The organism is Aeromonas piscicola (genome assembly GCF_000820005.1).
GTDB classification, from domain to species: Bacteria; Pseudomonadota; Gammaproteobacteria; order Enterobacterales; family Aeromonadaceae; genus Aeromonas; species Aeromonas piscicola.
In genome coordinates, this window is sequence record NZ_CDBL01000034.1 from 43,823 (window position 1) to 68,631 (window position 24,809).

Below are 24,809 nucleotides of genomic sequence, written 5' to 3' on the forward strand. Positions count from 1 at the left end.
AAGATCGGCGCGTCGGGTTACGCCGCTAACCCAATCTGGGTTGCTTGATGCCCATAGCCGCTAACGGGATCAGGCCGACTTGGAGAGGATCCTGTCGAGCCAGCGGCTTGGCAGCAGGCGGCGCAATACCGCAAACAGCTGGGTTGGGAAGGTGACCGGGTAGCGGTGCTTTGGCCGCTTGCTCTGCAGCGCATGCAGCAGTGGCGGAATGCAGGCATCGCTTGGCAGCGTGAAGCCGCTGGTGGCCCCCTCTTTTTCCAACCGGGTCAACGTCTGGCGATAGGCGCCCTGATGACGACTCTGGGCTGGATCGATATGGCGCACGAAGGCGGCGTGGGCATTGGCGCGAAAGCGGGTATCGATGGGGCCCGGTTCGATCAGGCTGATGTGCACGCCGCTGCCTTCGAGTTCCAGGCGCAGGGTGTCTGTATACCCTTCCAGCGCAAACTTGCTGGCGTTGTAGGCGCCACGATACTTCATGGCCACCAGCCCCAGCACCGAGCTGTTCTGCACTATCCGTCCCTCTGCTGCGGCCAGCATGGTCGGCAGTATCTGGCGGATCAGGTGGTGCCAGCCAAACAGGTTGGTGTCGAACTGCTCGCGCAGCGCTTGGGTGGGCAAGTCTTCCAGCGCGCCAGGCTGGCCATAGGCGCCGTTGTTGAACAGGCCATAGAGACGGCCCCCGGCCAGGGCCAGCGCCTCTGCCGCCCCTCGCTCTATGCTGGCGGTGTCCGCCAGGTCCAGTTGAACTGCCAGCAGACCCTGCTGTTGCAGTTGTGCCACATCGTCGGCCTTGCGGGCGGAGGCGATCACGGTGAAGCCGTGAACACCGAGCGCCTTGGCGGCGGCGAGGCCGATGCCGCTGGAGCAGCCGGTGATGAGCACGAAGGGGTGGGGCATAAAGGTCATCCTTGTTGGCGACCAGAGTCTGGCCGAAGCAGGCATGGTAGCCCGAGCGCGACAAAAAAGAAAACCGGGCCACGTGGCCCGGTTTGCTGAGGTTCTACCACCTGCTTACAGAATGGTGAACGGCATTATGATGTGGAACTTGACGTCATGCTCGGAGGCGAAGATGTTCGGGTATTCGGTCCAACCGCCGCCCTGGCTGATGTCGTTGTTGTAATCTGTGTAGTGCAGTTTGAACAGGGTGCCTTTCAGCTTGCCATCCTGCACCGTGTACATGACGTCGAAGTTGGCTGCCCATTCGGTATCTTCACCGTTGGTGGCCTTGGTACCGTCGCCTTTCTGGATATCCCAGCCGTAGGCGCCGGAGACACCGACGGACCAGCCCGGTGCACCCACCAGATCATCCAGGGAACGGGTCACGCCGAAGAACAGCGCTTTTTCGTTGTTCGCGTTCCAGTCGGAGCGGGAATCCCACCAGATTTCGTTCGCGCCCTGGGAGTTGCCGTAGCCACGGGTCAGACGGGGCAGATAGTTGCCTTCGTTACCCTCGGCCTTGGTCCACAGACCTTCCAGACGGAAACCGTACGGGCCTGTGCCCCAGGCGGCGGTCAGCGCTTGTTGCCATGCCATGCCGTCATAGGTCTCGATGTCGGCACCACCCTTCTGATAGGTGTCGGTTTCGGAACCGTAGAACTGATAGCTGGTGGAGAGGCCGTTCAGCACGTCGAATTTATGGGCCAGCTTGAAGTGGTAGCTGTCCATGTATTTTTCGGAGTTACCGTAGGAGCCGGTGATGGCGGTGCCATTTTCGAAGGTATAACGTGCGGCTACACCCTGGATGTAGTCGATGACGTTTTCATCGGCGAACGGATCCATCCATGCCTTGGCGCGGGAGAACTTCTGGGTCTCCTTGTACCAGGGGGACTTGTACTCGTCGGCGATGGCGTAGGTCAGGTAGAGACCGCCGAAGTTACCCTCGATCTGGCCACCACGGTAGGTACCCGGCTGATAGGACCAGTTCACACCGATCACGCCCGGTACGTAGAGCTGGGTCAGGCCGCCCTTGGCGGTGACGGCACCGTCCAGTGCTTTCAGTTTCAGCGAGGCGTTGGCCAGGCTGAAGCCACCTTCGGGGGAGCCATCCTTGTAGTTTTCGCCCCACTTGTTGCCGGCGAAGGAGAATTCGTTCTCCTGGTTGACCGCATGGTTCTCGGTCACGGCCAGGTCATAGGCACCGAAGCCACCCACGTCGATACCGACGATGTCCCAGGCATAACCCGAGTTGAAGTTAAGGGAGGCCTGGGTAGTGGCGTGGCTCAGGTTGGACTGGTATTTGCCTTCTTTCTTGGCGGCAGTCGGGTCGCCATCGATACGCTGACGATCACGCTGGAAGTAGAAGAGGCCACCGTTGAGTTTGCCTTCTTCATAGAATTTGCTGGCGGCGGCAGCATAGGCGGGACCTGCTTCGTCGGCAGCAAATGCCATACCGGGGGCGACCAAGGCGGCAACAACAGCTGCACTCAATGCGGCACGCTTGAAGATCACTTTTTCCATTTTGTATTGCTCCTGATTTTATGGACTTAGCTTTTTGTCCGGCAGTCAGGCAAGGGCCCGCCGCTCGGTATTGGCATTGCAATCAAAACCCCGTAGGGCAAAAAATTCCTGGTAGTTCGTCTGCGGCCGCGATGTCTTGGCACATCTGCGGTGGGCAGTTCTGTTCATCACATCATTTTATTTTTTGTGTTCCGATTCTTGGCTATCGGACAATTCCAAGAGTACGTTCGCGGTGCGAAATATCAATGAAAAGTTCCCACCAAGTTTCAAAAATATGACCGAGTGCAAATAATCATGGATCTTGTTGTGGACACTCCCAGCCCGCTCATATCGGCGCTGATAGCGTTTTCAGGTGAAATTGTTCAGCGACGCGGGCGGATCTCTCACAAGGGGCATAACTTTTTTCGTTAACCTGTATGCAACAGATAATTTTGTGGCACAAAAAAAGATATGCCCCCGCGTTGGGGGCGGGGGCAGGGGACTCGGAAGGGAAACCGGACGGGAGATTCAGGCCTGATGGCCGAGGATGCGAGGGATCTGGCTGGCTTGATGATGGATGTGCTCCGACACCTGCACCGAGAGCCGGCTGCCCTGGCGGGCGTGCTGGCTGATGCGAGCGATGAGGTCGGCGAAGCTGGCCAGCTTGTGCTCCTGGCTCTTGGCGTTGTCCGCCCCTTGCAGGGCGATGACGGCTGTGCTGCGCGCCATCTCCCGTACCGCCTGGGTGGTCTGGCGCAACTGCTCCGCCTGCTGGCGCTGGGCGGCTGCTTCTGTGGTGATCCGCGCCAGCACAGTGCCGAGTTGATCGCCGGATTGGGTGAGTCGCACCAGGATCTCGGTGATCTGGCCAAGGGATCGCTGGGTATCGGCGGAGAGGTGGCGCACCTCGTCGGCCACCACTGCAAACCCGCGCCCCTGTTCCCCCGCCCGTGCCGCCTCTATGGCCGCATTGAGCGCCAGCAGGTTGGTCTGCTGGGCGATGTGGCCTATCACGTCGACGATGGCGGTGACATCATCCACCGAGCGTTTGAGCTGTGTCAGGGCGCCACTGCTCTCGTCGATGGCAAGCCCGGTCTGGGCCGTGGCCTGCAACATGCCTCCCACCAACTGCTCGCTCTGGCTCATGGAGTGCTCGTTGTGCTGGGCGTGCTGTGCTATCTCGGCGGCCACCTGATGTACCTCGCCGGCCAGCTGGTTCAGCTCGTTCATCATCAGATCGCCCTCGTCCACCGCCTGCTCGGTGGTGCGCGTACTGTGGTGGATCTCTTCGACCTGATTGACCATGCCCTGCAGGCTCAGTGAGACCGCCGACAGTTGCCCCTCCTTTTGCTGCTGCTCCTGTTGCAGGCGCATGATGAGGCGGTTGTAACTGGCCACTATGTCGCCGAGTTCGTTGCGCTCGCGCCCCTGGGGCAGGGTCTCGGCCTGACCCGTCTCGTTGAGTTGCAGAAAAGCACCGCGCAGCCGCTGCAGCGGTTTGACCAGCCAGCGGCGCTGCACCAGGGCAAACAGCAGCGCGACCAGCACCAGACAGAGCGCCAGGCTGCCGAGGATGAGGGCCAGCTCCTGGTTGACCGCCTGCCGCCCGGCTGCAAGCTCGGCCCCCATCTGGTTGGTGGCCTGCAACATCTGGCCGATGTCCTGCTGCACCGCGAGGCGGGCAGTCTGCTGCTGTTGCAGCGCCTTGCGGCTGTTCTCCAGCTCCTGCGGGTAGCGAGTGAGAAGGGAGAGCAGTTCGCTGCGCGGTTGATCGCCAAGCTCCTTGCGCTCTGGCTCCCCCAGAGTGAACTCGTCGGCAGGCGCCGCTGCAAACAGGCCGAGCAGCGGCAGTGCGGCCAGTTGCTGCGCCTGCTTTTGCAAGGCAGCCAGCTCGAACGTCAGTCCCTCCAGCAACTTGGGGCTGGCCTGCTCCATGTAGTTCTGGCGCAGGTGACTGAGCCCGGGCAGGGCCGCCAGTATGTCGGTGGCACCCTGGCGGTATCGATCCGCGCTGGCCGGATCTGCCCCCGTCGCCCCCTGCTGGCCATAACGCAGCAGCGCCCTGGCCTGGGCGGTCAGCTCGTTTTCGGCGTTTTGCAGCAGCCACTGGCTGTTGCCGGAGAGCTTGCCCGCCGCCAGATAGTCGTTGTCGATGCGCGTTCCCATCTGCTCGAGCAGGGCGCGTAGCGGGGCTGTCAGCTGCTCGTCCTGCTGCGCCAGCTGGGTGAGTGCCTGCTTGCGCACCCCTTCGGCCTCAGTCAGGCGCAGGGGATCGCCGCTGGCGAGGTAGTCGCGCAAGGTGCCTTGCAGTGTGCCGGTCAGTCGTTGTTGCAGCCGTTCGTGTTGATGCTGGGCCTGTTCGGCCCGGTTCAGCTGCTGCCAGCCATGAAACAAGGCGCCGGCTTGCACGGCGGCGACCAGCAGCAGTACCAGGGAGGAGAGGGAGGCGTAATGGGCTATTTTCACGTCAGGATTCCTGCTTGAGCCACGGGAATGGAAGTCGGCGTGAGCTTAAGCAGGAGAGATGGCGTTTTTATGACAGCCGCTGCATGGCGGCGAGATCATGGCAACGAAGGCGCGGCGGGCTCCTCCGGCTTGCGGGCGGCCGGCGACTTGCCCAGCATGCCGAGCAGGGCGCCCCCGATGATGAAGGCCCCGGCCAGCAGGTGACGGGGCGTCAGCTGTTCGCCATTGAGCAGCACCAGAGCCAAGGTACTCAGCAGCGGCGTCAGATAGGCCAGCGCCCCGATGCGACGGGGATCTCCGTCTCGCAGCGCCAGATACCAGGTGACGAAGGCCGCCCCCATGGGCCCGAGCGCCAGCCCCAGGATCAGCCACCAGTCGCCGGCGGGGATCTGTTCGAGAGGCAGCGGCCCTTCCAGCCAGAGTGCCAGCAGCAGTGCCAGTAATCCGGCGGGTAGGCAGGCCGCTGCCGTCACCACAGCCGGGGCGGGGGGCAGCCGGCGGGAGAGCACCGAGTAGGCGCCCCAGATGATGGCGGCGCCGAGCGCCAGCAGGTAGCCGGGCAGATAGGCCTGCTGCAGCTGCAACTCGCCGTTGACCATCACCAGCACGGAACCCGCCAGCCCGAGCGCGCCGGCCAGCAGGTGGCGGGCATGGAGCGGATGACCCGGCAGCAGCAGGGGGGTGAACAGTATGATGCACAGGGGCCAGAGGTAATTGATGAGGTTCGCTTCCAGCACGGGGGCGTGGCGAAAGCTCATGAACAGCAGCAGATGGTAGAACAGCAGCGCGGCCACCGTGACCAACCAGGTGATGGGGCGAGCCCGCCACCGGCGCCAGAACGGCAGGGCACCGGCGCCACAGAAGAAGAGCACCAATCCCACCAGCACCAGAGGCGACACGCTGGTGATCCGGGAGGTGAGCGCCGCCAGCGAGGCCCACAGCAGTATGGTCAGCAGTGCAAAACCGGTGGACCTGTCCCACCAGGAAGAAGCAGACATCCAACACTCCTTTGCAAGATGAATAAAAAGAGGGCCAGTCTAGCAGACCGGCCCTCCCTTGCCTGATCTAATGGCTGCCGAACTCGTCCTCATTCAGACTGGTATTGGCTTGCGCTGCTACGCCCCAAAGCAGTAGCAGGAGAAATAGGAATAGCCAATTACATTGGCTGAGCATTAAAGGAATCCAACGAAAATTGGGCGCGTATTGTAAGTGCATTTAAAAGGCAGCAGCCAACATCAATTTACTCAATATTGATCCGCGACATACAGACATACCGACGGGCTGGTGTGAGCCGGGGGTTCCCCAGGATTGCAACAGGTGATAAGGCCTTTGTGTCGCACTGCCCGACGAGGCGCTTGGCGTTCTCTTCGGACTGAGGCCAGTTCAAGGAGATGTGGATAATCCCGGTGCTTGTCAGCCCGACAGCATGAGTGTTCCGCCGACCTTGTTAATACTCAAGTTCGCGCGATATGTGCAACATGATGGCGCTGGGGCTACTTGTCAGATGGGAGAGTTGTAGACCACTCGCCCATCTGACAGTTATAACTCCAGCTCGATAATGGGCAGCTCCCAACGTTCACTTCGAACTTGCTCCTGATAGGCATCGTCTTCCTGTTCTTTGCTTCGTTCAATCATGGCGATGACGTTGGCGTGCCGGATAGTGGCAAACTGGTGCTGCCAGATCTGATGAGCACTTTGGGAGAGGCGAGCAACGGGTGTTTGACCATGGAAAACATGAAGTTTCTGACGCTTGTCGATATCGATACGCACTGCGTCTCCGACGTGTAATTGCCGCAGGTTCTGGTGTATCGAGTGGTTTTCGTTACTACGTCCGGCATAACCGATATCCAGTTGACGCATACCCATGATGGCAAAACGGCGTTGCCTTACAGGGGCGGTGGCCTGGATCGACTCGTTGTAACAACGTTCGGCAATGAGAGGGAGGTGGGGATGCCGCTGGTCAGCGCGGGACATAACCACTAACCGTTGGATTGCTCGGGTCATCGCAACATAGAAGAGGCGTCGCTCTTCCTCGATGTTGTTCGCAGTGCTTTCTGCGCAGCGTTGCCATCCGCCATCAAGGATCAAAACATGGCGATACTCTTCCCCTTTAACGCCATGCACCGTGCTGAGAAGCACGCCCTTGCCAAAGCGGATCTGGCGACGCTGCTCGCTCAAGTATTCGTAAAGGAACTGCAGGAAATAGTGCGCTGACAGCGCTTGCTCTCCCTGACTCTCCTGCCATTGGGCAATCAGATCGTACAACAAGGCCTCCCAGCGGTTTGCCTGATCAAGGGGAGGGAGTGGGCCGGCCAGTTGTTGCGCTGTCAGGAGTGCGTGGCCTTGTTGATGTAACCAGTTCTGGTAACGCAAGATCTCGCGACAGCGATGTATCGGGAAGCCATGCTCTCGATCCAGGGTAAATCTGCAGGGAATAGAAGCATCAGCGAGTGCTGAACGTACCCATGCCAGCTCTTCTTTATCCAACCCATTGCGAGCCAGTACTGCGATAGACTCCAGCGGGCATGTCGGATCTTTTTCACGAATCAGTGTGATGTGTCTGACGATTTCAGCGGCCTGTTGGGCAGCGTCAGTACAGGATTGTACGATGACTTTGCCGCGTGAAGTCTCCAGCCCTTCCCAAGCGCCACCCGGTACCTCCATCTTGCGCCGTTCATCGATCACAATGGGATGCGAACGCTTCATGCGATCCAGATTGTGTTCTATCAGCTGGTTAGCCGTTTCGATGATGTGGCTTGTTGAGCGGTAGTTCCAGGTCAGGTAGTGCGTCTGGGAGTTGTAATCTTGCTCGAAGCGACGGATAAAGCTGACGTTCGCTTCGCGGAAGGCGTAGATAGACTGGTCGTCATCACCCACCGCCATCAGGTGCAGGCGCGCTTCTTCATCCTCTTCGCTTTTTCCAACCAGTGCGGCGATAAGTTGGTACTGCTGCTCGTCAATATCCTGATATTCGTCGACGAGCAGAAATTGCAGCCCTCCGAGCAGCTTTTCCCGCTGCTCTTCCAATTCGAGACCGAGCTGGCTCTGCTCTCCCCGGAGCAGCTTGATAGCGTCATCAATGATGGTGGTAAAGTCGATATCGTCTGATGTCCGGTTTTGCACCGCATTGCCTGTCAGGCTCATTGCAAGACCGTGAAAGGTGAATACCGAAACCCGAGCTCCGTCACGCCCCAGCAGTTCGGTCAGGCGTCGGCGCAGGGACATCGCCGCATTATGGTTGTAACAAAGCAACATGATCTTGGATGGGGCGACTTGCTTGACCCGCATCAGGTAGGCGCAGCGGTGGATAATCACCTTGCTCTTGCCTGAACCCGGGCCTGCCAGTACCAGCAAGTTTTGCTCGGGTGGTGCCTGGACGATCTGCTCCTGTGCCCGGTTGTGAAGATCTTCGACGATGCGTTTCCAGGAGTGTTCGCTGGTCGCCAGCTCCAGGATCTTGTTGCGCCCTTTGAAGTAGTGACCGAGGAACTTGTCAGCTTCCATGGAGAAGTAGTCTGTCACCAGCTTTTTGGCTTGCTTGAAGTGTTCCAGACTGATGCGGGCGTATTCATTCATCACATGGATCTGAATCACCTTCTGGCGATAGTGATGCTCAAGCGGCTGATAGTCTGCTTTGTTGTATTGCTGCTGCCGCTCCGCCGTCAGCGTGAGGGTCATGGCGCTTCGGAACACGGCGAGACCATTTTGCAGCACGATGGCGTGTTGCTCATGCAGGTAGAGCAGTGCCCGCTCGGCCCCTTTGAGCAGCCACTCCTGCTGGCTGCTTGCCTCCCGCTTGTTCATGAGCTGAGCCACATCCATGTCTTCTCGCAGGTATTTGACCAGTTGTTCCAGGGCAAACGACAGCATTACCTGGCGCTGGACACTCTCTTCGCTGCTTGCCAACAGGGTGTAGAGAAAATCGAGGGTGGCACCTGTGACGCGATGGCGTTGATCAATCGTCTGCTCAATCTGGGACCAGGTACGGTTGAAGGTGAGTTGGTAGAGATCCCGAGAGAGATATTTGACATCAATGGAGCCTTTCTCGCCCCCCGAGCGACCATCCTGGGACCAGCTGGTCAGCAAATTGCGCAGCAAGCCAGGGTTACTCCGTTCATGCCCCAGATCTTTGATGGCCTGATTGACCAGTCGAATGTTAAAGATCAGACCTTGCCCTGTATCAGGTTCGGGTTCTTGTTCACGCAAGGTGTCCAGCATCGCCTTTTCAATACTGTGCACTTGCCCGCAGAGCACCCGGGCGTTGTCTCTTCCTTTGGGGCGAAGCCAGGTAGTCAGTAACATCCCCTGAGAGAGCAGACCTACATCCGCCATTTGGGTGAGTACCCGCATCACTTCGCTGGCCTGAACACCACTTCCTTGGTCCGCCATGTATTGGCCTGCCTCTTCGGCAATGGTATCGGCACTGAGACCATCATCATCGGCAGCACTCATCAGCGCCTGGATAACAGCTTGCCAGATGGCGTTGGCCTTGGGAGCCAGTTTCAGACTGTCTACCCTTTTCATCGCCTCCTCGGTGGACGCAAACAGGGGGCGTCCCTGAAATACCTGAGTGATGTTGTCGCTGCGCTCCAGATAGCCAGCTCGCTCGAGCCAGGCGATAGCTGTCTTGACCTTGGTATCCGCATTGTTGTCATCGGCAGCGAAGCTGGTTTCCACCTCTGGCTGGTTGATGAGCTCTGCGCTGGTTGCGACCAGTGGCGGGTTGTTCTCCTGCTTGCCTCCTTTGCTGGCCCTGAGTCTTATTCCGCGCAGGATCTGTTTGATATCGCGCAGGCTGACCTCACTCATGGCTTCGAGCTGGAACTGTTTCTCGATGTCTTGTGCATCAAACAGCAGCACGCAGTGGGCTTGCTCTGTATCGCGGCCCGCTCGCCCCGCTTCTTGCAAATAGTTCTCGAGCGAGCCGGGGATATCGGCATGAATGACCAGACGCACATCATCCTTGTCGATGCCCATCCCAAAGGCATTAGTCGCGCAGATGACCCGGATCTCGCCACTGATAAATTGTTCGAGGGTTGCTTTCTTTTGGGCACTGTCCATTCGGGCGTAAAAGCGCGCGACGGTGAGGGATTGTTGCTGGCCGAGGAAATCAGCCAGCTCGTCCACGCTACGCTTGGTTGCGCAGTAGATAACACAGGAGCCGGGCTTCTCCCCGCCAAAGAACTGCTCGAGCAGGTTGAGGATATGGCCCTGTTTATTGAGGCCTGGGCACTCAACGACGGCATATTCGAGGTTGGTACGTTCAACCCCCCCTTCCAGTCTGCGAAGCGGTCGGGGCTGCTTGTCGAGAAACTGTGCGCAGATATCCTCAATCACATCCGGCTTGGCAGTGGCGGTATAGCAGAAGACAGGAGGCATGGGGACCTGCTGCTCGTTGGCAATGGTGGCGATGGCCTTGGCGCAGTAGAGATAGTCAGGGCGAAAATCATGTCCCCATTTCGACAGGCAGTGCGCTTCGTCAAATACCCAGCCACCGATCTGACGTTGTCGTATTGCTTGTTTGACAGTGCGGTTACGAAGCTGCTCGGGGGAGATATAGAGCAGGGCGATATCCCCCATGCGGATCTGCTCAAGAATCGCGCCTCGCTCTGGTAGCGTCAGCAGCCCCGAGATGGCGGCAACCCCTTCGATACCGGCCTTGTATTTAAGGTTGTCCACCTGATCCTTCATCAGTGCCTGCAGGGGGGAGATCACGACCGTGAGCGCGCCACTGCGCTGGTTGCGAACCAGTGCAGGGAGTTGGTAGCAGAGCGACTTGCCGCCGCTGGTGGGGAGGATCCCGAGCAGTGCGACGCCAGCCATGGCTTCCTCGATCAAGGTCTTCTGCAATGGTGTCCCATCAGGCAAATTACGGAAGTTGTCGAGCTCAAAGATGCGTTGCAGATGGCGGCGTGCGTCGTGGTTCTCCAGACAATAACTGCAGTCGGCATGACCACAGTGGCGCTCGCGGACAGTGTGAATGATCTCTGCTGTTTGGGGAAAGCGGCGCCAAATCCAGGGTGGCAGCACAGAGTTGCCGCCGGAAACGGGCAACCAGGCGCAGGCATAAGCCAACGGTAACAGCAGCATAGGTTGACGCAGGGCATCGCCAATCACTCGGTTGAGCTGATTGGGGCAAGCCTTCTCATGGGCAATGCTCTTGATAAGGGTGGGTAGCTCGGAGACCCTTACTGGAGGACAGCCCGTAAGCCTTGCAAACACCAGTGACAGACCCTGAGTGTTAAATTGCGCCATGACTCCCTGGCTGAACAGGTGTTGATAAAGCTGCAATTGGGGTAGGGGTAAGGCTTGCAGGGCTATCAACTGTTCCGAGAAAATCTGCAAGGCGAGCCTTGCATCAGCGACCGGATCATTGAGGGTATCCCGAACCAGTTTGTAATCCTTGACCAAGCGGTGATAGGGGTTTTTGGGAAAGGCAATGGGAGATAGATAGAGGGTATCTATTACCGGTTTTTCGAGAAGCAACTGGGGGCGTACAGCCTGTTTGGCCAACCAGGGGAGATCAAAATCGAGAATATTGTGGCCAAGGACCACATCAGCCTCTTGTGCCAGCGTATTTAACTCCTTGAGGGAGAGATCCTGCGGGCCCTTGAGATTGAGCTCACGATCAGCCAAAAGTGCACCCAGATGACGGAGCTTTTCATCCCGGGTCAGTTCAAGGTCAAAGGAAAGAATCTTGTCATCCCCAAACAGGGCCACGACATCAGTCGAGTTCATCAATAGCCATCTCCATCTGGCGTTGACATCTCATGGCGATAATAAGTGCCAAAAGATCAGTGAGTTGGCCGAATATTACCCGAAATGTTGAACGGTGGCATCATTCAGAGCCCTCTGGTCTCAGTTCTTTTGGCTGGCATCCCGTTTTGGTAAATGTCCCTGCATCCTTAATGGCTCATGTTTGGAAAGTGTTGTCCTTGTCATGGTCAACCCACTGATCTTGTGAGACTATTTCCCTTCCTTCTCCGATCGGAACGCATTGTGTCCCTCGATTACTACCAGCGCCACGCCACCGAATTGGCGACCCGTTACCAGCAGGTATCTGCTCGCGCAGTTCACGGCGACTGGCTCACTCTGCTGGAGCCTTGGCTCCTGGCTGCGCCGCGCAGGTTGCTCGATGTGGGGGCTGGCAGTGGTCGTGATGCCGCGTTTTTAGCGGGGCTCCATCAGGGCCACTGTGTGGTCGCTGTCGAGCCCTGTCAGGCACTCGCTCTACAGGGGCAATGTCATACCCGTGAGGCTGCGGTGGCGTGGGTCAGTGACGCTATGCCTGCTCTCTCTCGCGTGACAGGCACTTTTGATCTGATTTTGCTCAGTGCAGTCTGGATGCATCTACCCCCGGAGTCTCGCCCCGTGGCTCTGGCACGTATTCATGAGCTGCTTTCATCAGATGGTTATCTGGTACTGAGTCTGCGCCTGGTTATCTCGGAGCAGGAGATGCGGGAGCGAGCCATGTATCCGGTGGCTGCCGATGAAGTGGAGCGGCTTGCATTGGAGGAGGGGATGACACTTCTCCATGTGTCAGAACCACAGGGGGATGCCTTGGCGCGTACCGGCTTGAGTTGGCAGAGTCTGATCCTTGGGGGCGAACATGCACGCCTCCCCTGAGCAGCAACTCGCCTTTATTGCTTATTTGCAACGCATCTTTAACGAAGGCGATTTTGTTGCCACTTACAAGTGCGCCTTGCTCCACGGGATTGCAGATATCGCGATTGAGCGCAGTACCGAGACCCATGATCTGATGGCGGCGCGCACTATTACGCTGGACGAACTGGCCACCAAGTTTGTGGAGCTCTATTGGCAGCACAGTCTGCCCTACTCGGCGACGGGAGAAACGGCTACCTTGCTCAAACAGAGCAGCGGTCGTCAGGCCATCATGCTGACGGAGTTGTCCAGGCTGCGTGAAGAGGGTGTCCGTTCGGTGACTGCACTGCGTCGTCACGACGCCTGGCGGCCTCTCCTTGCCCGAGTTCGGCGAATCCTCATAGAGGGCCCTTTGTGGCGTCTGCAGATCCTGGGTGGGCGAGAGGAGTGCCACCTTTATCCGCACCAAAGGGGCGCGGATCATATCTGCCTTAACCCCGGCATTCTCTACAGTCTTCACCGCTTTCACGATCTGGTGGTTTCCCTCTCCCGACAGCATTGGCTGCAGCTTATCTGCGACATCAAGGGGAATCAGCCACTGATTGGCCCAAGTGTTGGGCTGGAGAATTTTCTTTTTGGTTCAAGCCGTCAGGCGCTGGGGCGGGTAGGGGATGTATTGAGGGACTTGCAGGGGGGAACCTGTTTTTACTGTAACAGGGCGATACACGGGAGTGGTGAGGTAGACCATTTCATCCCCTGGCGTCGTTATCCAATCGATTTGGGCCACAACTTCGTACTGGCACACGCCAACTGTAACCGGAGCAAACGGGATTTTCTCGCCGCTCCCGAGCACAGGGATGCTTGGTACGAGCAGAATATCCTGACTCACGGGGCGTACCTTACTGGCGAGCTGGCCCCCCTGGTGAGTGTCGATGCCGAGCGTTCTACCGCCATCGCCACTTGGGCCTATCAGCAAGCCGCCCGTGAGCATGCCCGGCTGTGGTGTGGTATTGACGAGTTTGTGGACGTGACAGCCCCTAGTGTGAATATTCCTCTGCGCTTTTTATGAGACGTTGAGGGTTTAAAGCTTGATAAAAAAGGGCCACCTCTTGCGAGGTGGCCCTTTCCAAACGTTTGGTTGGCCGGGTCTGCTCATTGATGTAGTCAAAAAAATCGACCTCCTGCTCGGCCATCTTGATCTTCACCCGCTCCACCAGATAGGGAATGGGTTTGTTGAAGTCGTCATATCCCATCAGGCTCACCTTGCCGGAGCGAATGTGCAGTTTGATCACATCGATATCGGTCACGTCACCATAGAGTTGGCAAGCCGCCCCCAGGTAGACACGCAGCAGCGGCGGTAATTGCGCAATAAAGCATTTGTGCAGCAGCAGTGAATGGCTGGGATAGAGCAGGCTGTTGGGGAGCTGTTGATGGGCCAGCTCGCAGGCCTGGTTGATCAGGGCAATGTCGGCAATCTGATAGAGCAGCGCTTTGGCGGCCTGCTGTGCCTGTGGGTTGCCACCGAAAAAGGCTTTGATATCCCGCTGCAACTCGCTGGGGTACTGGGTATAGGCTTGTCGTTTTCCAAACAGGTTGAGTGCCAGGTAGACCAGCAGATCTTGTTGTCGCTCTTGTTCGGCCTGTTTTAGCTGGGCCAGGTCAAAATGCTGACCAAGCAGGGTCATGGCTTTGCGATGGCTACCTGCTATCCCTTTTAACTCGCCGCTTTGTTCAAATTCGTCATTGGCCGGAATTCGGCCAAGGGTTAGCGCCCGCTGCCAGAAGGCTTCAAACAGTGGTTGATGGCGAGCGATCAGCAGTGCTGCAGTGGCCTGATGGTTGGGGGTGGGCGAGGTCAGCTGCTGCCAGCTGTGGCTTCGACGTTGGCGCTGTGCCAAAAAGCGCTGCTCTTCGAGCTTGTCTTTGAACACGTAGAAAATGCCGGGGCCGACGGCGATGGCATTCTCATCCAGTGTTTTGTCTATGTAGTGTTTGAGCTCGCTTTGGTTGTAGTAGCGCTGAAAGGTGTTGCGAGAGGTGATGACGCCATCTTTATAAGGGGTGAACTGGGCAATAAAGCTGTCGTTGGCCAGCATGGCCGAGATGACCAGCAGGGTTTGGGTCAGCTCCCAGGCGCCGAGCAGTGCCTCCATTCGCTCATCTTGATCCTCAATCACGTTAATCACAAAACCGAGATTGACCAGATGGGAGATCACCTTCTCGCCATCCGGGCGAAAGTTCGGGTCCCAGCCCAGCGCGTCAATACCGTGTGCTTCCAGCTCACGCAGGTCATCCCCCCGACCGCAGCCGTAATCAAACAACGCATGGTCGCCGTTGAGGTAACCATGGCGGGCCAGCATCTTCATGGGGGCCGAGAGCTCATGGCGAACCAGCGCCGTTTTATGGCGATCAATCGGTGGGCCCCCCTCTTCGGGCGGCAGGGCGGAGGTGCGAAACAGGCGTCCATCAACCAGTTGATAGCCATGTTTTGCGATAAGCCGCTCCCACGAGGCTTTAAAGCCAATCATGCGGGGATGATCGTAGAGTCCCGCTAGCTCCCCCTCTTCGGTGATCTGGCGGCAGCTCTCTGCCTGTGGGTGATCGGGGCCAGCATGCACTCTTTGCGATGCAGAATGGGGGGATTGTCCTGGTTGTCGTAGCGGGTAACGGTATGACTCAGTTTGGCCAGATCAATGGTGACGCTCTGCTTGAGGCTGGGATAGGCCTCATCAAAGAAGCTGGGGTAGCTCAGCAGTGACAGCCGGAAATCTTTCTTGGCCAATTTGAGCAGGTCCCACTCATTTTCTGGCAGCTTTAGCGCTTGAGCTACGGCGCAGACAAAGCGATAAAGCAGCGGGCTGGTAGCAGCCAGGGTCTCTTTGTGCAGATAGACCGCATCGGGCAGCACTTTTTTGTATGGCAGGGCTGAGACCAGTTGCGCGAAACGCTCGGGAGTCAGCATCAGCACATTCCTTTGAGTTGGGTGAGTGTCAGCCGCTTGGGAATCCGTCTTTCACTGTGTGTGGTTAGCTCGACCAAGGCTCGCTGTTGCTCGGGTCCATAGCTGATATGCAGTGGCCGGTCTGGACCATAGAGATAGAGACGATCAAATGGGGTGTGTTGTGCCAGCCAAAGGGCGACTTGATAGCTGTTTTGCCCTGGGTATATCAGATCAACCGCTGCCCCTTGCCGAGGACAGACAAGTCTTCCTCGCTGGTTGAGTTCACAGGCCGCATGTTGGTCTAGGGTGGGGGCTATGCCGGGGGAGGGATTGGCCAGAATCGTTTTACGCAGCACAGCCCCGCAAAATCCGTAGGTGAGTGACACGGGTCCGAACATGTGTACCAGCGGGTCGAGAATATGCGTCGCCAGTTCACGATAGGCCAACCAGCTCTCGGTTTGTTCCGGCAAGTTTGGGCATTGGATGCGCTGCCAGGTTTCACCACAGTGAAACAGCATCTCGAAGGTAAAGTGGCGGCTACATGAGCGGTAGATATCCATTGCTCATTTACTCTTTCCATGGCGAAAAGGTCAATGCAGGGCTTCCATTCGCTTAAGGAATGGTAAGCGCTGTTTTTGTATGGTCTGCCTAGTACTCAAGGCTGACGCAGAGATACCGTAACAAAAGATGACACATTCGAGAATTTGGGATGTGCAGAAACACCCAAGCCAAAAACGACCAAGGGGTTGGCATCGTCATGATGCCAACCCCTTGTTTTATATGGTGCTCCCGACTGGAGTCGAACCAGTGGCCTGTCCCTTAGGAGGGGACCGCTCTATCCTACTGAGCTACGGGAGCCTTGTGGCGGGCATTATACAAGAAGCCGCTCCCTTTTAAACCCTTGATTCTTATTCCAATACTGCCAAATCCCCGATCTGGATGTTAAACGGCGAATATTTGTTCTGAGTGCTGATGATGGCGCCGTCCTCGAATACCTGTACCACTTCGAACAGGCCGTCGGCCGGGTTGCGCATCATGCGTGACTTGCCATAGGGGTCGATGAAGTCGGCGCTGTGCTGGATGCGGAACTGATCCCCCAGTCTGACGCCGTTGCGCCGGCCCAGGTTGATGTGGGGGCCGCGTTCGTTCTGGCCTATCACCCGGGCGGTGACCGGGGCACAGTTGAGCTGGGCCACCAGATCCTGCACCGCCTCCTGCAACTGATAGTTCACCTCCTGGCCATAGCTGGACTGCCAGAACTGGCCGCTGCTGCTGCCTATCTGATCCCGCTTGCCGAAGGTCCAGTTGGCGCGGCCCTGATACTCCTTGCGGCTTAGCAGGCTGCCATTGATGCCGTCGAACAGGTAGAGCTGCATGCGAAAGTTGCGGATGGGATCTTCGTACCAGCTGGTCAGCTGGTTGCCCTGCGGCTCGATGGAGAGGTCATCTATGCTGCCGAGCACCAGATACTGGCTGTCGGTGCGCAGGCTGAGGGCCTTGATCTCCTCGAGGGCGCTGCGATCCCCCTGTTGCAGGTGGAGCGGATCTATGCGCAGGTTTTCGTCCAGCCACTGGCGTACGGCTACCCCTTGCGGCGCGTTGGCCAGGGTCTCGAACATGCGACGGGACAGGTTGGCGGGCATGTCGTCGAGGGCGCCGTAGCTCGCCTGATCCGGGTAGCGCAGCCGCAGCCTGACCAGCGTCAAATCCTTGGCGTAATGTTGGGTCTGGCAGATCTGGCGTTCGGCCTGGATATCGGCCTGTACCGTGATGTACATGCGGCCGTTGCGCACCTCTTCCCGCTTGAGCCGGTACTGGCGGATGTCGCCGCCGGAGCGGATCTGGATCTGCTCGGAGCGCAGGCTGCCGTTCTCCAGACGCTGGATGCTGGAGACGGCGGCACCGCTCGCCAGCAGGGCCTGGCGCAGGGCGTCGCGGGTCGCCTGCTCGCGGGCATAGACCTCGTCGCCCCCCAGGATGGCGGCACTGCCCTGGGCTTCGATAAGCTCTGCCCGGACCGACAGGCTGGCCAGCAGCAGGGTTAACAGCAGCGGTAATTTCATGACAAACACCTTGAATATGCGGGTCGGCCCTCTCACCCCTGTCGAAGTGATGGCGCCGGCCGATACAGACCACAGAACCGTGCCAGTTGCACAGCACACCGCAAATAATTAGCAAGATCCATGCCTCATTCCCGACTCAAGCTTTGGCCAGCCGAACCGATAACGAATCAGGTGCAGATACAGGAAAGGTATCCATGAACAAACTCATCACGGCGTTGGCCCTCGCGCTGGCTCTGACCAGCTGTGGTTCCGACCCCATCAACCGGGATCTGGGTGATCCTCGCCAGGCCGCTGCTGGCATGGAGCTAAACTGGCTGGTTGCGCGCATGACCGATCAGCTGATGGAGCGCAAGTCCCTCACGACCCTGACCGAGCCCATCGCCGTCTCCTCCTTCGTCGATCTCGATACCCTGCAGGACACCAACTGGATGGGGCAGCAGATCGAGGAGAGCTTTATCTACGAGCTGAACCGCCGTGGAGAAGTGGTGGTGGATTTCAAGATGACCGGCAGCATCAAGGTGACCCCGCAGGGTGACTTCGTGATGAGCCGCAACTACCGGGATCTCTCCCCCCGGCTGCCCATCTCCCGGATCCTGACCGGCACCTTCAGCCGCAATGGCAAGGGGATCCTGGTCAATGCCCGCATCATAGATCTACGGACCAAGATGGTGGAGACCACGGCCCAGAGCCTGATCCCGCAAAAATACCTGTTTGGCGCCAACAACTCGTTTGGCCGGGCATCCATCAATCGCGGTTACCTGATGCGTGACAGCCAGGCTCGTCCCGGCGGCCATCTGGTCAACCTGACGCCCTGATATAGGAGTGAGCACAATGAAAATCCTGTTTGGATGCCTGCTGGCCCTGCTGCTGACCGCATGCAGTGGCAATCGGGTGGTCAACTACGGCGGCGGCAACAACAAGCCTGATGACTTCCCGGTGCTCAAGGCAGTGGGCTACGCGGTAATCGACATCCAGCCGGGGCCGTCCCAGTCAGAGAAGATGTTGCAGGCCATTCGCGCCTCCAAGATGGATGCCTACCGCGAACTGGCTGAGCAGCTCAATGGCCAGCAGGTGCGAGGCCAGAGCAGCTACAAGGATTTGACCCAGACCTCCAACTCGCTGGACGTGTCCGTGGCCGGCATGGTGCGTGGCGCCCGGGTGGTGGCCTCCTATCCCCGTGGCAACACCTATGCCACCGAGATGGAGCTCGATACCCGCGCCCTCTACAACATCAACCAGTTGATGGCCGGTCAGTTCTGACGGCGAGGCAGAAAAACAAAAGGCGAACATCATGTTCGCCTTTTTTGTTGGCAGAAACGGTCAGTTGCCCATCAGGACCGGCGGCACTGTGGTCGGCTTGACGTCTTCGCTCGGATAGCAGCCAAGCACCTTGATGTAGCGGGTGAGCTTGGTCAGCTCGATCAATGCGGCTTGCATGGCCGGCGTCTGCAGGTTGGCGGACACATCCAGATAGAACATCTCTTCCCAGGGGTTGCCCTGTACCGGCCGGGATTCGAGCTTGGTCATGTTGATCTCGTTGTTGCGCAGCACCAGCAGCGCCTCCACCAGGGAGCCGGGCTTCTGGGAGGTGGACATGATGAGGGTGGTCTTGGCCGGAATTTGCGGTGCCACGTCGATGGGCTTGCGCGCCACCACGATGAAGCGGCTGTAGTTCTCCTTCTGGTTGGCGAGCTGCTCGGCCAGCACGTCCAGTCCGTACAGCTCACCGCCAGCCGCGCTACCAATCGCTGCCGCCTCCGGGCTGGCCAGCTCTTTGACCTTCATCATGGCGCTGGAAGAAGAATCGCAGATCTCGTGGCGTGCCCCTTCCAGCTTGCTTAGGTAGTGGGAGCACTGCTGGAACACCTGGGGGTGGGCATAGAAGGTCTTGATGCGACCCAGCTCGGTCGGCACTGCGGTGAGGATGCAGTGCTCTATGGGGTAGGTCAGCTCACCGACGATGGAGAGGCTGGTGTGCTGCATCACGTCATACACCTCGTTGATGGAGCCCGAGCTGGTGTTCTCTATGGGCAGCACGCCGAAGGCGGCGCGCCCTGACTCCACCGCATCCAGCACCTCGCGGAAGTTCTGGCAATTTACCTCTATCACCTGATCCTTGTAGCGGGCCAGATACTTGCGGGCAGCCAGGCTGGAGTAAGAACCGCGCGGGCCCAGATAGGCGACGCTGGTCATGGGCTCCTGCTGCTCCGGGTTGAGCAGGCTCTGCAGATAGGCCTGCTGGGAGAGCACCGAATCTTCGATGATGGTGTGGTAGATGCGGGTGATGTACTGGGCATCCAGCCCCAGCAGCCGGCCCTGCTGGATCAGGGCGACCAGCAAGTCCTGCTCGCGCTGGGTATCGCGGATGGGACGGGGATTGGCCTGCTTGGCACGGGCGACCTCTATGCTGAGAGTCTTGCGCTTGGCCAGCAGGGCAAGCAGCTCCTGATCCAACCGGGTGATGTCTTGTCTGATCTCGTCGAGCGTAGCCATGATTGTTCCCTATCCAAGTAATCGATTGTTGTAGCTGCAAAAAAAAAAGCCTCCGCTAGGGGAGGCTCGATTCGTCTTTGCTTTCTGTTCATGCGACGACAGGGCCTTCCCTCATGTGGGCTGGATAAACGAGAAAGCAAAGAGGAATGGTGCGTGCATGGGTCTTGTCCTGAAAATATCGTCATAACCATTAAGGGATTTGGGCCTGTGATGCAAGTAAAACTTGCCCAGGGGAGGCGAACGGGGCAGGGTGTTTGCGTGTGCCGACGGGGCCATTCAAGCACCAGATTGCGGCGGTTGGCTCAGAGGCAGAGGCATCAGGAGGAGGTAACAATGGCGATTATTTTTGATCTGGGACGAGTGGTGGTGAGCTGGGATCCGGTTGCCATAGTGCGCTCGGTGCGAGGGCCAGACGACGCTGAGGCGCTGGCGGAGCGGCTGTTCAACCACCCGGACTGGTTGGAGGTGGACCGCGGCACCCTGTCGCTGCACACCATGGCCCGCCAGGCGCAGGGGCGTACCGGCTTGCCTGCGGCACAGAATCTCGCCATTTTGCAGGCTGTGCCCGCATCGCTCCTGCCGGATCCCGCTATGCTGACCCTGATAGAGACGCTGCATGGAGCGGGCCACACCCTCTATGCGCTCTCCAACATGGGGCATGCCAGCATCGACTGGCTGGAGCAGCATGCATTCTGGCGCTTCTTCAGCGGCAAGGTGGTGTCGGCGCGGGTACGAATGATGAAGCCGGAGCCGGATATTTACCGCTATCTGCTGGTGTCGTTCGACCTGAAGGCCGAGGAGTGCCTGTTCATCGATGACAGCCCCGCCAACGTGGCGGCCGCGCAGGCACTGGGGATCGGGGGGCTGGTGTTTACCGATGTGCCCAGCTGTCGTCAGCAGCTGCTGTCGCTGGGCTATCTGCCCGGTTGAGCCGACAGTCAGGAATGCTCAAGGAGACGTTATGGAGCATGGCCGGTTTCGTAATTGGTTGAGTCACTATCCGGATGCCGGCCTGCTGATCGCCTGCCTGGATGGCAGCGGTTACCAGCTCTGTGTCGAGGTCGACGGCGAGATGCAGTGTCTCACCGACAGCGAGGAGGGGAGGCTGACGTTCGGCTCCCTCGAACAGGCGGAGGGCTTTTTGCGGGCCCACCAAGTGCATCAGGCGAAACTGCGGATTTATGATGCGCAACAGGATGAAAACGAGGGAGATTGGCAGGAGATGATCATTAAATTCTGATTTACCCCTCTCCTTTAAGGGTTTATTCAGGATTGTTACGGCACAATGGTGACCAATTCATCATCCGGTGTTGTCGTTATGGATGCCAATATAGTTGTGCTGAATCGAGGATACGATCAGACCTTTCAGGCCAGGGAGCAGCTGCTTGTCGAGACCCTGGCCAGCTACGGCGAACTGGTGGTCTCCTTCTCCGGCCGACTGGAATCCTGCTACAGCATGGATTTGTGCCGCGCCAGCGGGGTCCGGATCAGGGCCGTCACCCTGGACAGCCCGACCCGCAGCCGCAAGGAGGTGGCGCGGGCCAAACGTTACTGCCAGCGCTATGACATAGAGCAGAAAGTCATCAAGACCGACGAGATGATTTTCTGCGATCACCTGCGTCACCTCTATGAGGTGATAGACCCGGTACGCTACATCTGTCATCTCACCGCGCTGGAAACCGACTGGAGCCATCTGCCCATGCTGCTGCCCGCCCCGGTCGAGGAGTTGCAGGAGTATTTGCGCCGCTTCGGCAGCCTGCCGGTCAACACCCTCTGGCTGTTTGCCAAGCAGGGCATGACCCACAGGGACTTTCGTTACGGCTTCAACAAACGGCAGCTGGGGCGCTGGGGCAAGAGTGCCCATGGCTGCCTGAGCCGTCGCTTCTCCGATCCCGAGCTGGTGGACAAGCACCATCTGCGCATGGTGGACATGGCGGAGCAGATGCTGGCCGATATGGGGCTGGAGGAGGCGCAGGTGTTCTTCCATACCCTCTCGGATCAGGCGACCACCCTGGCACGGGTGCGCGTACCGCTGCGGCTGCGTGCCCGGGCATTTGACCTGCAACCGGACATCCTCAATGCCCTCAAGAGCACAGAGTTCGATCTGGTGACGCTGGACATGGTGCAGGAGGAGGAGCGGCAGGAGCTGGCCGGCTGACGCTGGCGGCAGAGGGCAAGAACGTGAGTCGGATCATAGGCAAGTCGGAGCCGACTCTTTATACTGACGCCCTTTTCCATCGATGCCGAGCCATAGCCCTATGAAACCCTTGTCCCGCCTGCTGGTTGCCCTCTGTCTGTCACCCTTGCTGGCACAGGCTGCGCCCCTGACCCAGGTCACATTGCCGGATGGCCGCCAGGTGCAGCTCAACGATGATTTCACTTGGGAATACCTGTTGATCAAGCCGACGGCGAGCGGTGAGGTGGTCACGGGCGGGGTGGCCGTCCCCGTGCTGACCGAGCAGGCGATGACCAATCCGGATCTGCTGGCCCAGGCGGTCAAGGACGGGATAAGCGTCAAGCTCGACAAGATTGAGGGCTCGGATCCCCTGTCGCTGCAATTTTTGGTGAGCAACACGGGCAGCCGCAGCGTGGTGCGGGTGCGCGGCAGCGTCACCCTGTTCAGCGAGCAGGGTGCCCAGCTGGTCAAGCAGGAGGCCCGTTTCTGGGTGGGCGAGAACCGCCTGCCGGAGTCCTACCTGCGCAAGGGTCAGCAGCGTCCCTCCCTGGTGCTCGAGATGCCGCGCCCGGCCGGTCTGACTGGCAAACCCCTAGTGCGGGTCGAGATTGAGGAAGTGGAGTTCCGCTAAACACTCGCCACGCAGACACCAGTTGCCAAACAGGCTCCATCACCGAGCCTGTTTGGGGTCAATTGTTAACCTGGTAACCGCCAGCAACAGTTGCTTACATCTGACATGATTTGGCAACAGCTTGCCGCTCGGCATTCCCCCTCCTGCTCGGCACAATGGCTCCATTCCAGCTAGGTCTCAACTAGCTCAACAAGTGGAGTCATCAAAATGAAAAAAGTTGCACTTTCTGTTCTGGTTCTGGCCGGTTTCGCTTCTACTTCCGCTCTGGCACAGGATGCCTTCAGTTACGCCAAAGGCGGCCTGACCTGGGCACACACCAAGTCCGACTACATCGGCGGCAAAGACGGCAACAACCGCGATTTCGGTGGTCTGAATCTGGATCTCTCCAAGAGCTTCGGTTCCAACTTCTACGGCCGTCTGGGCAGTGAATACACCTCCCGCAACGATGGCAACGACAGCATGGGCCTCTCCAGCCTGGGTCTGGGTGTCTACACCCCGCTCAGCACCGGCCTGAACCTCTATGGTGAAGCGGGTCTGATGGGTTACACCATGGAGCGCCAGCTTCAATCCAACGTGAACAACACTGGTTGGGACAACATCACCCGCAAGAACAGCGGCAGCATGTACGGTGAAGTGGGCCTGCGTTACGACATCGGCGCCGTCGAGCTTTCCACCGGCTACCGCTACGCCAACATGACCGACGACATGCACGATTTCAAAGTGGGCGCCGCCTACAAGGTGAGCCAGAACCTGGCCCTCACCGCCGATTACACCTACCGCAAGTGGGACCTGCAACAGGGCTCCATCTCCAGCCTGGGTGTGAAGTACAGCTTCTAATCCTGTTTCCTGTAGTGTCTTCATTTTTGCCCATGACGTCTGTCATGGGCTTTTTCATTTTCTGGTGATCCTGTTTTTGCTCTTGTGCCGTATCAGTCCGCAATAGTTATACAACTTTCTTTTCTTTGTATAACTGCTATAACTGAACTCAGGCTTATACAAGGAGCGTCAACATGTACAAGATTAAAGTCGGTATCAGTGCCTGCCTGCTGGGACAGGAAGTGCGGTTCGACGGGGGCCACAAGCGCTCCAGCTTCTGCGAACGGGATCTTGGCGCTCACTTCGATTACCACCCAGTCTGTCCCGAGATGGCCATCGGCCTGGGGGCGCCGCGCGCCGCCATCCGGCTGGTCAAACGCCATGGCGAGATCCGCGCCGAGGCGAGCAACGGCAGTTTCGATGTCACCGAGCAACTGATCGCCTTCAGCGAGCAGAAGGCTCGCCAGCTCGACTTCATCTCCGGCTATATCCTCTGCGCCAAGTCACCCAGTTGCGGCATGGAGCGGGTGCGCATCTATGGCGCCAACAATGAGGGGAGTGCCAAGGAGGGGATTGGCCTGTTCGCCAAGGCGTTGATGGAAGCCAACCCCCTGCTGCCGGTGGAAGAAGATGGCCGCCTGTGCGACCCCATACTGCGGGAGAACTTCGTGCTGCGGGTCTTTGCCTACCACGACTGGCAGCAGCTCTGCGCCCAGGGGCTCAGTGCCGCGGCGCTCATCCGCTTTCACTCCCGTTACAAGTATCTGGTGCTCTCCCATGCCACTACCCACTATCGGGCGCTCGGCAAGCTGCTGGGCAACCTTGGCAAGGCCAACCTGCAGCAGGTGGCCGACAGCTACATCAAGGGATTGATGGCTGCCCTGACCCTGCGTGCCAATCGCCGCAGCCACACCAATGTGCTGATGCACCTGCAGGGTTACTTCAAACGGGTACTGACCCCCTCCCAGAAGCAGGAGCTGGCCGAGACCATCGACAAGTACCGCACCGGCATCTTCCCCTTGCTGGTGCCGCTGACCCTGATCCGCCACTACCTGCGGGAATACCCCAATCCCTATCTGTCCGGGCAGGTTTATCTCAATCCTCATCCCGATACGCTCAAGCTGCGCTACGGGCTCTGATCCCTGTTTTGCGACCCCGGCCCCTTTGGCCGGGGCGCCCATA

The 24,809-nt window shown here is 58.6% G+C and carries 20 protein-coding genes, 1 tRNA gene and 1 other annotated feature; of the genes, 10 read left to right on the plus strand and 11 right to left on the minus strand.

Annotated elements, in window-relative coordinates; translation table 11 throughout:
* Window positions 1–69: 69 nt before the first annotated feature.
* The 5 genes from BN1128_RS06065 to BN1128_RS06085 form a co-directional block, all read right to left on the minus strand.
* Complete coding sequence (locus BN1128_RS06065) at window positions 70–900, minus strand: SDR family oxidoreductase (RefSeq protein WP_042867048.1); 831 nt, start codon at window positions 898–900, stop codon at window positions 70–72.
* Between the two features lie 114 nt (window positions 901–1,014).
* Window positions 1,015–2,460: an OprD family outer membrane porin gene (locus BN1128_RS06070; RefSeq protein WP_042867049.1), complete on the minus strand. Its 1,446-nt coding sequence runs from the start codon at window positions 2,458–2,460 to the stop codon at window positions 1,015–1,017.
* A 507-nt stretch (window positions 2,461–2,967) separates the two neighbouring features.
* Window positions 2,968–4,905 (minus strand): methyl-accepting chemotaxis protein, encoded by a 1,938-nt coding sequence (locus BN1128_RS06075; protein WP_042867050.1) that lies wholly within the window; start codon window positions 4,903–4,905, stop codon window positions 2,968–2,970.
* A gap of 95 nt (window positions 4,906–5,000) precedes the next feature.
* Window positions 5,001–5,903 carry a DMT family transporter gene (locus tag BN1128_RS06080; protein WP_042867051.1) on the minus strand — a complete coding sequence of 301 codons (903 nt, stop codon included), beginning with the start codon at window positions 5,901–5,903 and terminating at the stop codon, window positions 5,001–5,003.
* A 541-nt stretch (window positions 5,904–6,444) separates the two neighbouring features.
* A complete protein-coding gene (locus tag BN1128_RS06085) occupies window positions 6,445–11,643 on the minus strand; it encodes a RecQ family ATP-dependent DNA helicase (RefSeq protein ID WP_042867052.1) in 5,199 nt (1,732 codons plus the stop codon).
* Window positions 11,644–11,904: 261 nt separating this feature from the next.
* Here BN1128_RS06085 and BN1128_RS06090 point away from each other — a divergent pair, with 261 nt between their 5' ends.
* Window positions 11,905–12,531, plus strand: coding sequence for a class I SAM-dependent methyltransferase (locus tag BN1128_RS06090; protein ID WP_042867053.1), 627 nt, complete (start codon window positions 11,905–11,907; stop codon window positions 12,529–12,531).
* Complete coding sequence (locus BN1128_RS06095; RefSeq protein WP_042867054.1) at window positions 12,515–13,576, plus strand: HNH endonuclease; 1,062 nt, start codon at window positions 12,515–12,517, stop codon at window positions 13,574–13,576. Before BN1128_RS06090 ends, BN1128_RS06095 begins: the two co-directional genes overlap by 17 nt.
* Here the strand turns inward: BN1128_RS06095 and BN1128_RS06100 are convergent.
* The 5 genes from BN1128_RS06100 to BN1128_RS06115 all read right to left on the minus strand — a co-directional run bounded on the left by BN1128_RS06100 (window position 13,545) and on the right by BN1128_RS06115 (window position 17,511).
* On the minus strand, window positions 13,545–15,035 hold the full coding sequence (locus tag BN1128_RS06100; RefSeq protein ID WP_244464561.1) for a DNA phosphorothioation-associated putative methyltransferase: 1,491 nt from the start codon (window positions 15,033–15,035) through the stop codon (window positions 13,545–13,547). The genes BN1128_RS06095 and BN1128_RS06100 overlap by 32 nt on opposite strands.
* A gap of 23 nt (window positions 15,036–15,058) precedes the next feature.
* Entirely contained in the window at window positions 15,059–15,469 is a 411-nt protein-coding gene (locus tag BN1128_RS26145) for a class I SAM-dependent methyltransferase (RefSeq protein WP_244464562.1), read from the minus strand.
* Complete coding sequence (locus tag BN1128_RS25245) at window positions 15,469–16,008, minus strand: hypothetical protein (RefSeq protein ID WP_042867055.1); 540 nt, start codon at window positions 16,006–16,008, stop codon at window positions 15,469–15,471. The genes BN1128_RS26145 and BN1128_RS25245 overlap by 1 nt, the downstream gene beginning before the upstream one ends.
* A 221-nt stretch (window positions 16,009–16,229) precedes the next feature.
* Window positions 16,230–16,306, minus strand: a tRNA-Arg gene (locus BN1128_RS06110).
* A 50-nt stretch (window positions 16,307–16,356) separates the two neighbouring features.
* Window positions 16,357–17,511, minus strand: a complete 1,155-nt coding sequence (locus BN1128_RS06115) for a flagellar assembly protein FlgT (RefSeq protein WP_042867056.1) — start codon at window positions 17,509–17,511, stop codon at window positions 16,357–16,359.
* A 194-nt stretch (window positions 17,512–17,705) separates the two neighbouring features.
* Between BN1128_RS06115 and BN1128_RS06120 the strand changes: the two genes are divergently transcribed.
* Entirely contained in the window at window positions 17,706–18,326 is a 621-nt protein-coding gene (locus BN1128_RS06120; protein WP_042867057.1) for a FlgO family outer membrane protein, read from the plus strand.
* Between the two features lie 16 nt (window positions 18,327–18,342).
* A complete protein-coding gene (locus BN1128_RS06125; protein ID WP_005311901.1) occupies window positions 18,343–18,771 on the plus strand; it encodes an LPP20 family lipoprotein in 429 nt (142 codons plus the stop codon).
* Window positions 18,772–18,831: 60 nt separating this feature from the next.
* Here BN1128_RS06125 and pheA read toward each other — a convergent pair whose 3' ends face one another.
* Window positions 18,832–20,004 (minus strand): prephenate dehydratase, encoded by a 1,173-nt coding sequence (gene pheA / locus BN1128_RS06130; protein ID WP_042867058.1) that lies wholly within the window; start codon window positions 20,002–20,004, stop codon window positions 18,832–18,834.
* A gap of 39 nt (window positions 20,005–20,043) precedes the next feature.
* Window positions 20,044–20,167: a sequence feature (Phe leader region), on the minus strand.
* Window positions 20,168–20,337: 170 nt separating this feature from the next.
* On the opposite strand from pheA, the gene BN1128_RS06135 reads away from it, so the two are divergent.
* The 6 genes from BN1128_RS06135 (at window position 20,338) to BN1128_RS06160 (ending at window position 24,766) form a co-directional block, all read left to right on the plus strand.
* Window positions 20,338–20,934: an HAD family hydrolase gene (locus BN1128_RS06135; protein ID WP_042867059.1), complete on the plus strand. Its 597-nt coding sequence runs from the start codon at window positions 20,338–20,340 to the stop codon at window positions 20,932–20,934.
* A gap of 31 nt (window positions 20,935–20,965) precedes the next feature.
* The gene (locus tag BN1128_RS06140) at window positions 20,966–21,244 is read left to right on the plus strand and encodes a DUF6482 family protein (protein ID WP_042867060.1); all 279 of its coding nucleotides are present in this window, start codon (window positions 20,966–20,968) and stop codon (window positions 21,242–21,244) included.
* A gap of 45 nt (window positions 21,245–21,289) precedes the next feature.
* Window positions 21,290–22,162, plus strand: a complete 873-nt coding sequence (locus BN1128_RS06145) for an adenine nucleotide alpha-hydrolase family protein (RefSeq protein WP_042867061.1) — start codon at window positions 21,290–21,292, stop codon at window positions 22,160–22,162.
* A gap of 100 nt (window positions 22,163–22,262) precedes the next feature.
* Window positions 22,263–22,811 carry a DUF3157 family protein gene (locus tag BN1128_RS06150; RefSeq protein ID WP_042867062.1) on the plus strand — a complete coding sequence of 183 codons (549 nt, stop codon included), beginning with the start codon at window positions 22,263–22,265 and terminating at the stop codon, window positions 22,809–22,811.
* A 207-nt stretch (window positions 22,812–23,018) separates the two neighbouring features.
* A complete protein-coding gene (locus tag BN1128_RS06155; protein WP_042867063.1) occupies window positions 23,019–23,648 on the plus strand; it encodes an outer membrane beta-barrel protein in 630 nt (209 codons plus the stop codon).
* 173 nt (window positions 23,649–23,821) lie between these two features.
* On the plus strand, window positions 23,822–24,766 hold the full coding sequence (locus BN1128_RS06160) for a YbgA family protein (protein WP_042867064.1): 945 nt from the start codon (window positions 23,822–23,824) through the stop codon (window positions 24,764–24,766).
* Window positions 24,767–24,809: the final 43 nt, after the last annotated feature.

What these genes read in the sequence shown, in the direction of transcription:
- BN1128_RS06100 (WP_244464561.1), bottom strand. Translation starts at nt 15,035, where the DNA reads ATGATTGGCTTTAAAGCCTCGTGGGAGCGGCTTATCGCAAAACATGGC.
- BN1128_RS25245 (WP_042867055.1), bottom strand. Translation starts at nt 16,008, where the DNA reads ATGGATATCTACCGCTCATGTAGCCGCCACTTTACCTTCGAGATGCTG.
- BN1128_RS06115 (WP_042867056.1), bottom strand. Translation starts at nt 17,511, where the DNA reads ATGAAATTACCGCTGCTGTTAACCCTGCTGCTGGCCAGCCTGTCGGTC.
- BN1128_RS06070 (WP_042867049.1), bottom strand. Translation starts at nt 2,460, where the DNA reads ATGGAAAAAGTGATCTTCAAGCGTGCCGCATTGAGTGCAGCTGTTGTT.
- BN1128_RS26145 (WP_244464562.1), bottom strand. Translation starts at nt 15,469, where the DNA reads ATGCTGACTCCCGAGCGTTTCGCGCAACTGGTCTCAGCCCTGCCATAC.
- BN1128_RS06135 (WP_042867059.1), top strand. Translation starts at nt 20,338, where the DNA reads ATGGCGATTATTTTTGATCTGGGACGAGTGGTGGTGAGCTGGGATCCG.
- BN1128_RS06065 (WP_042867048.1), bottom strand. Translation starts at nt 900, where the DNA reads ATGCCCCACCCCTTCGTGCTCATCACCGGCTGCTCCAGCGGCATCGGC.
- BN1128_RS06155 (WP_042867063.1), top strand. Translation starts at nt 23,019, where the DNA reads ATGAAAAAAGTTGCACTTTCTGTTCTGGTTCTGGCCGGTTTCGCTTCT.
- BN1128_RS06160 (WP_042867064.1), top strand. Translation starts at nt 23,822, where the DNA reads ATGTACAAGATTAAAGTCGGTATCAGTGCCTGCCTGCTGGGACAGGAA.
- BN1128_RS06125 (WP_005311901.1), top strand. Translation starts at nt 18,343, where the DNA reads ATGAAAATCCTGTTTGGATGCCTGCTGGCCCTGCTGCTGACCGCATGC.
- BN1128_RS06085 (WP_042867052.1), bottom strand. Translation starts at nt 11,643, where the DNA reads ATGAACTCGACTGATGTCGTGGCCCTGTTTGGGGATGACAAGATTCTT.
- BN1128_RS06120 (WP_042867057.1), top strand. Translation starts at nt 17,706, where the DNA reads ATGAACAAACTCATCACGGCGTTGGCCCTCGCGCTGGCTCTGACCAGC.
- BN1128_RS06080 (WP_042867051.1), bottom strand. Translation starts at nt 5,903, where the DNA reads ATGTCTGCTTCTTCCTGGTGGGACAGGTCCACCGGTTTTGCACTGCTG.
- BN1128_RS06145 (WP_042867061.1), top strand. Translation starts at nt 21,290, where the DNA reads ATGGTGACCAATTCATCATCCGGTGTTGTCGTTATGGATGCCAATATA.
- BN1128_RS06095 (WP_042867054.1), top strand. Translation starts at nt 12,515, where the DNA reads ATGCACGCCTCCCCTGAGCAGCAACTCGCCTTTATTGCTTATTTGCAA.
- BN1128_RS06140 (WP_042867060.1), top strand. Translation starts at nt 20,966, where the DNA reads ATGGAGCATGGCCGGTTTCGTAATTGGTTGAGTCACTATCCGGATGCC.
- BN1128_RS06150 (WP_042867062.1), top strand. Translation starts at nt 22,263, where the DNA reads ATGAAACCCTTGTCCCGCCTGCTGGTTGCCCTCTGTCTGTCACCCTTG.
- pheA (WP_042867058.1), bottom strand. Translation starts at nt 20,004, where the DNA reads ATGGCTACGCTCGACGAGATCAGACAAGACATCACCCGGTTGGATCAG.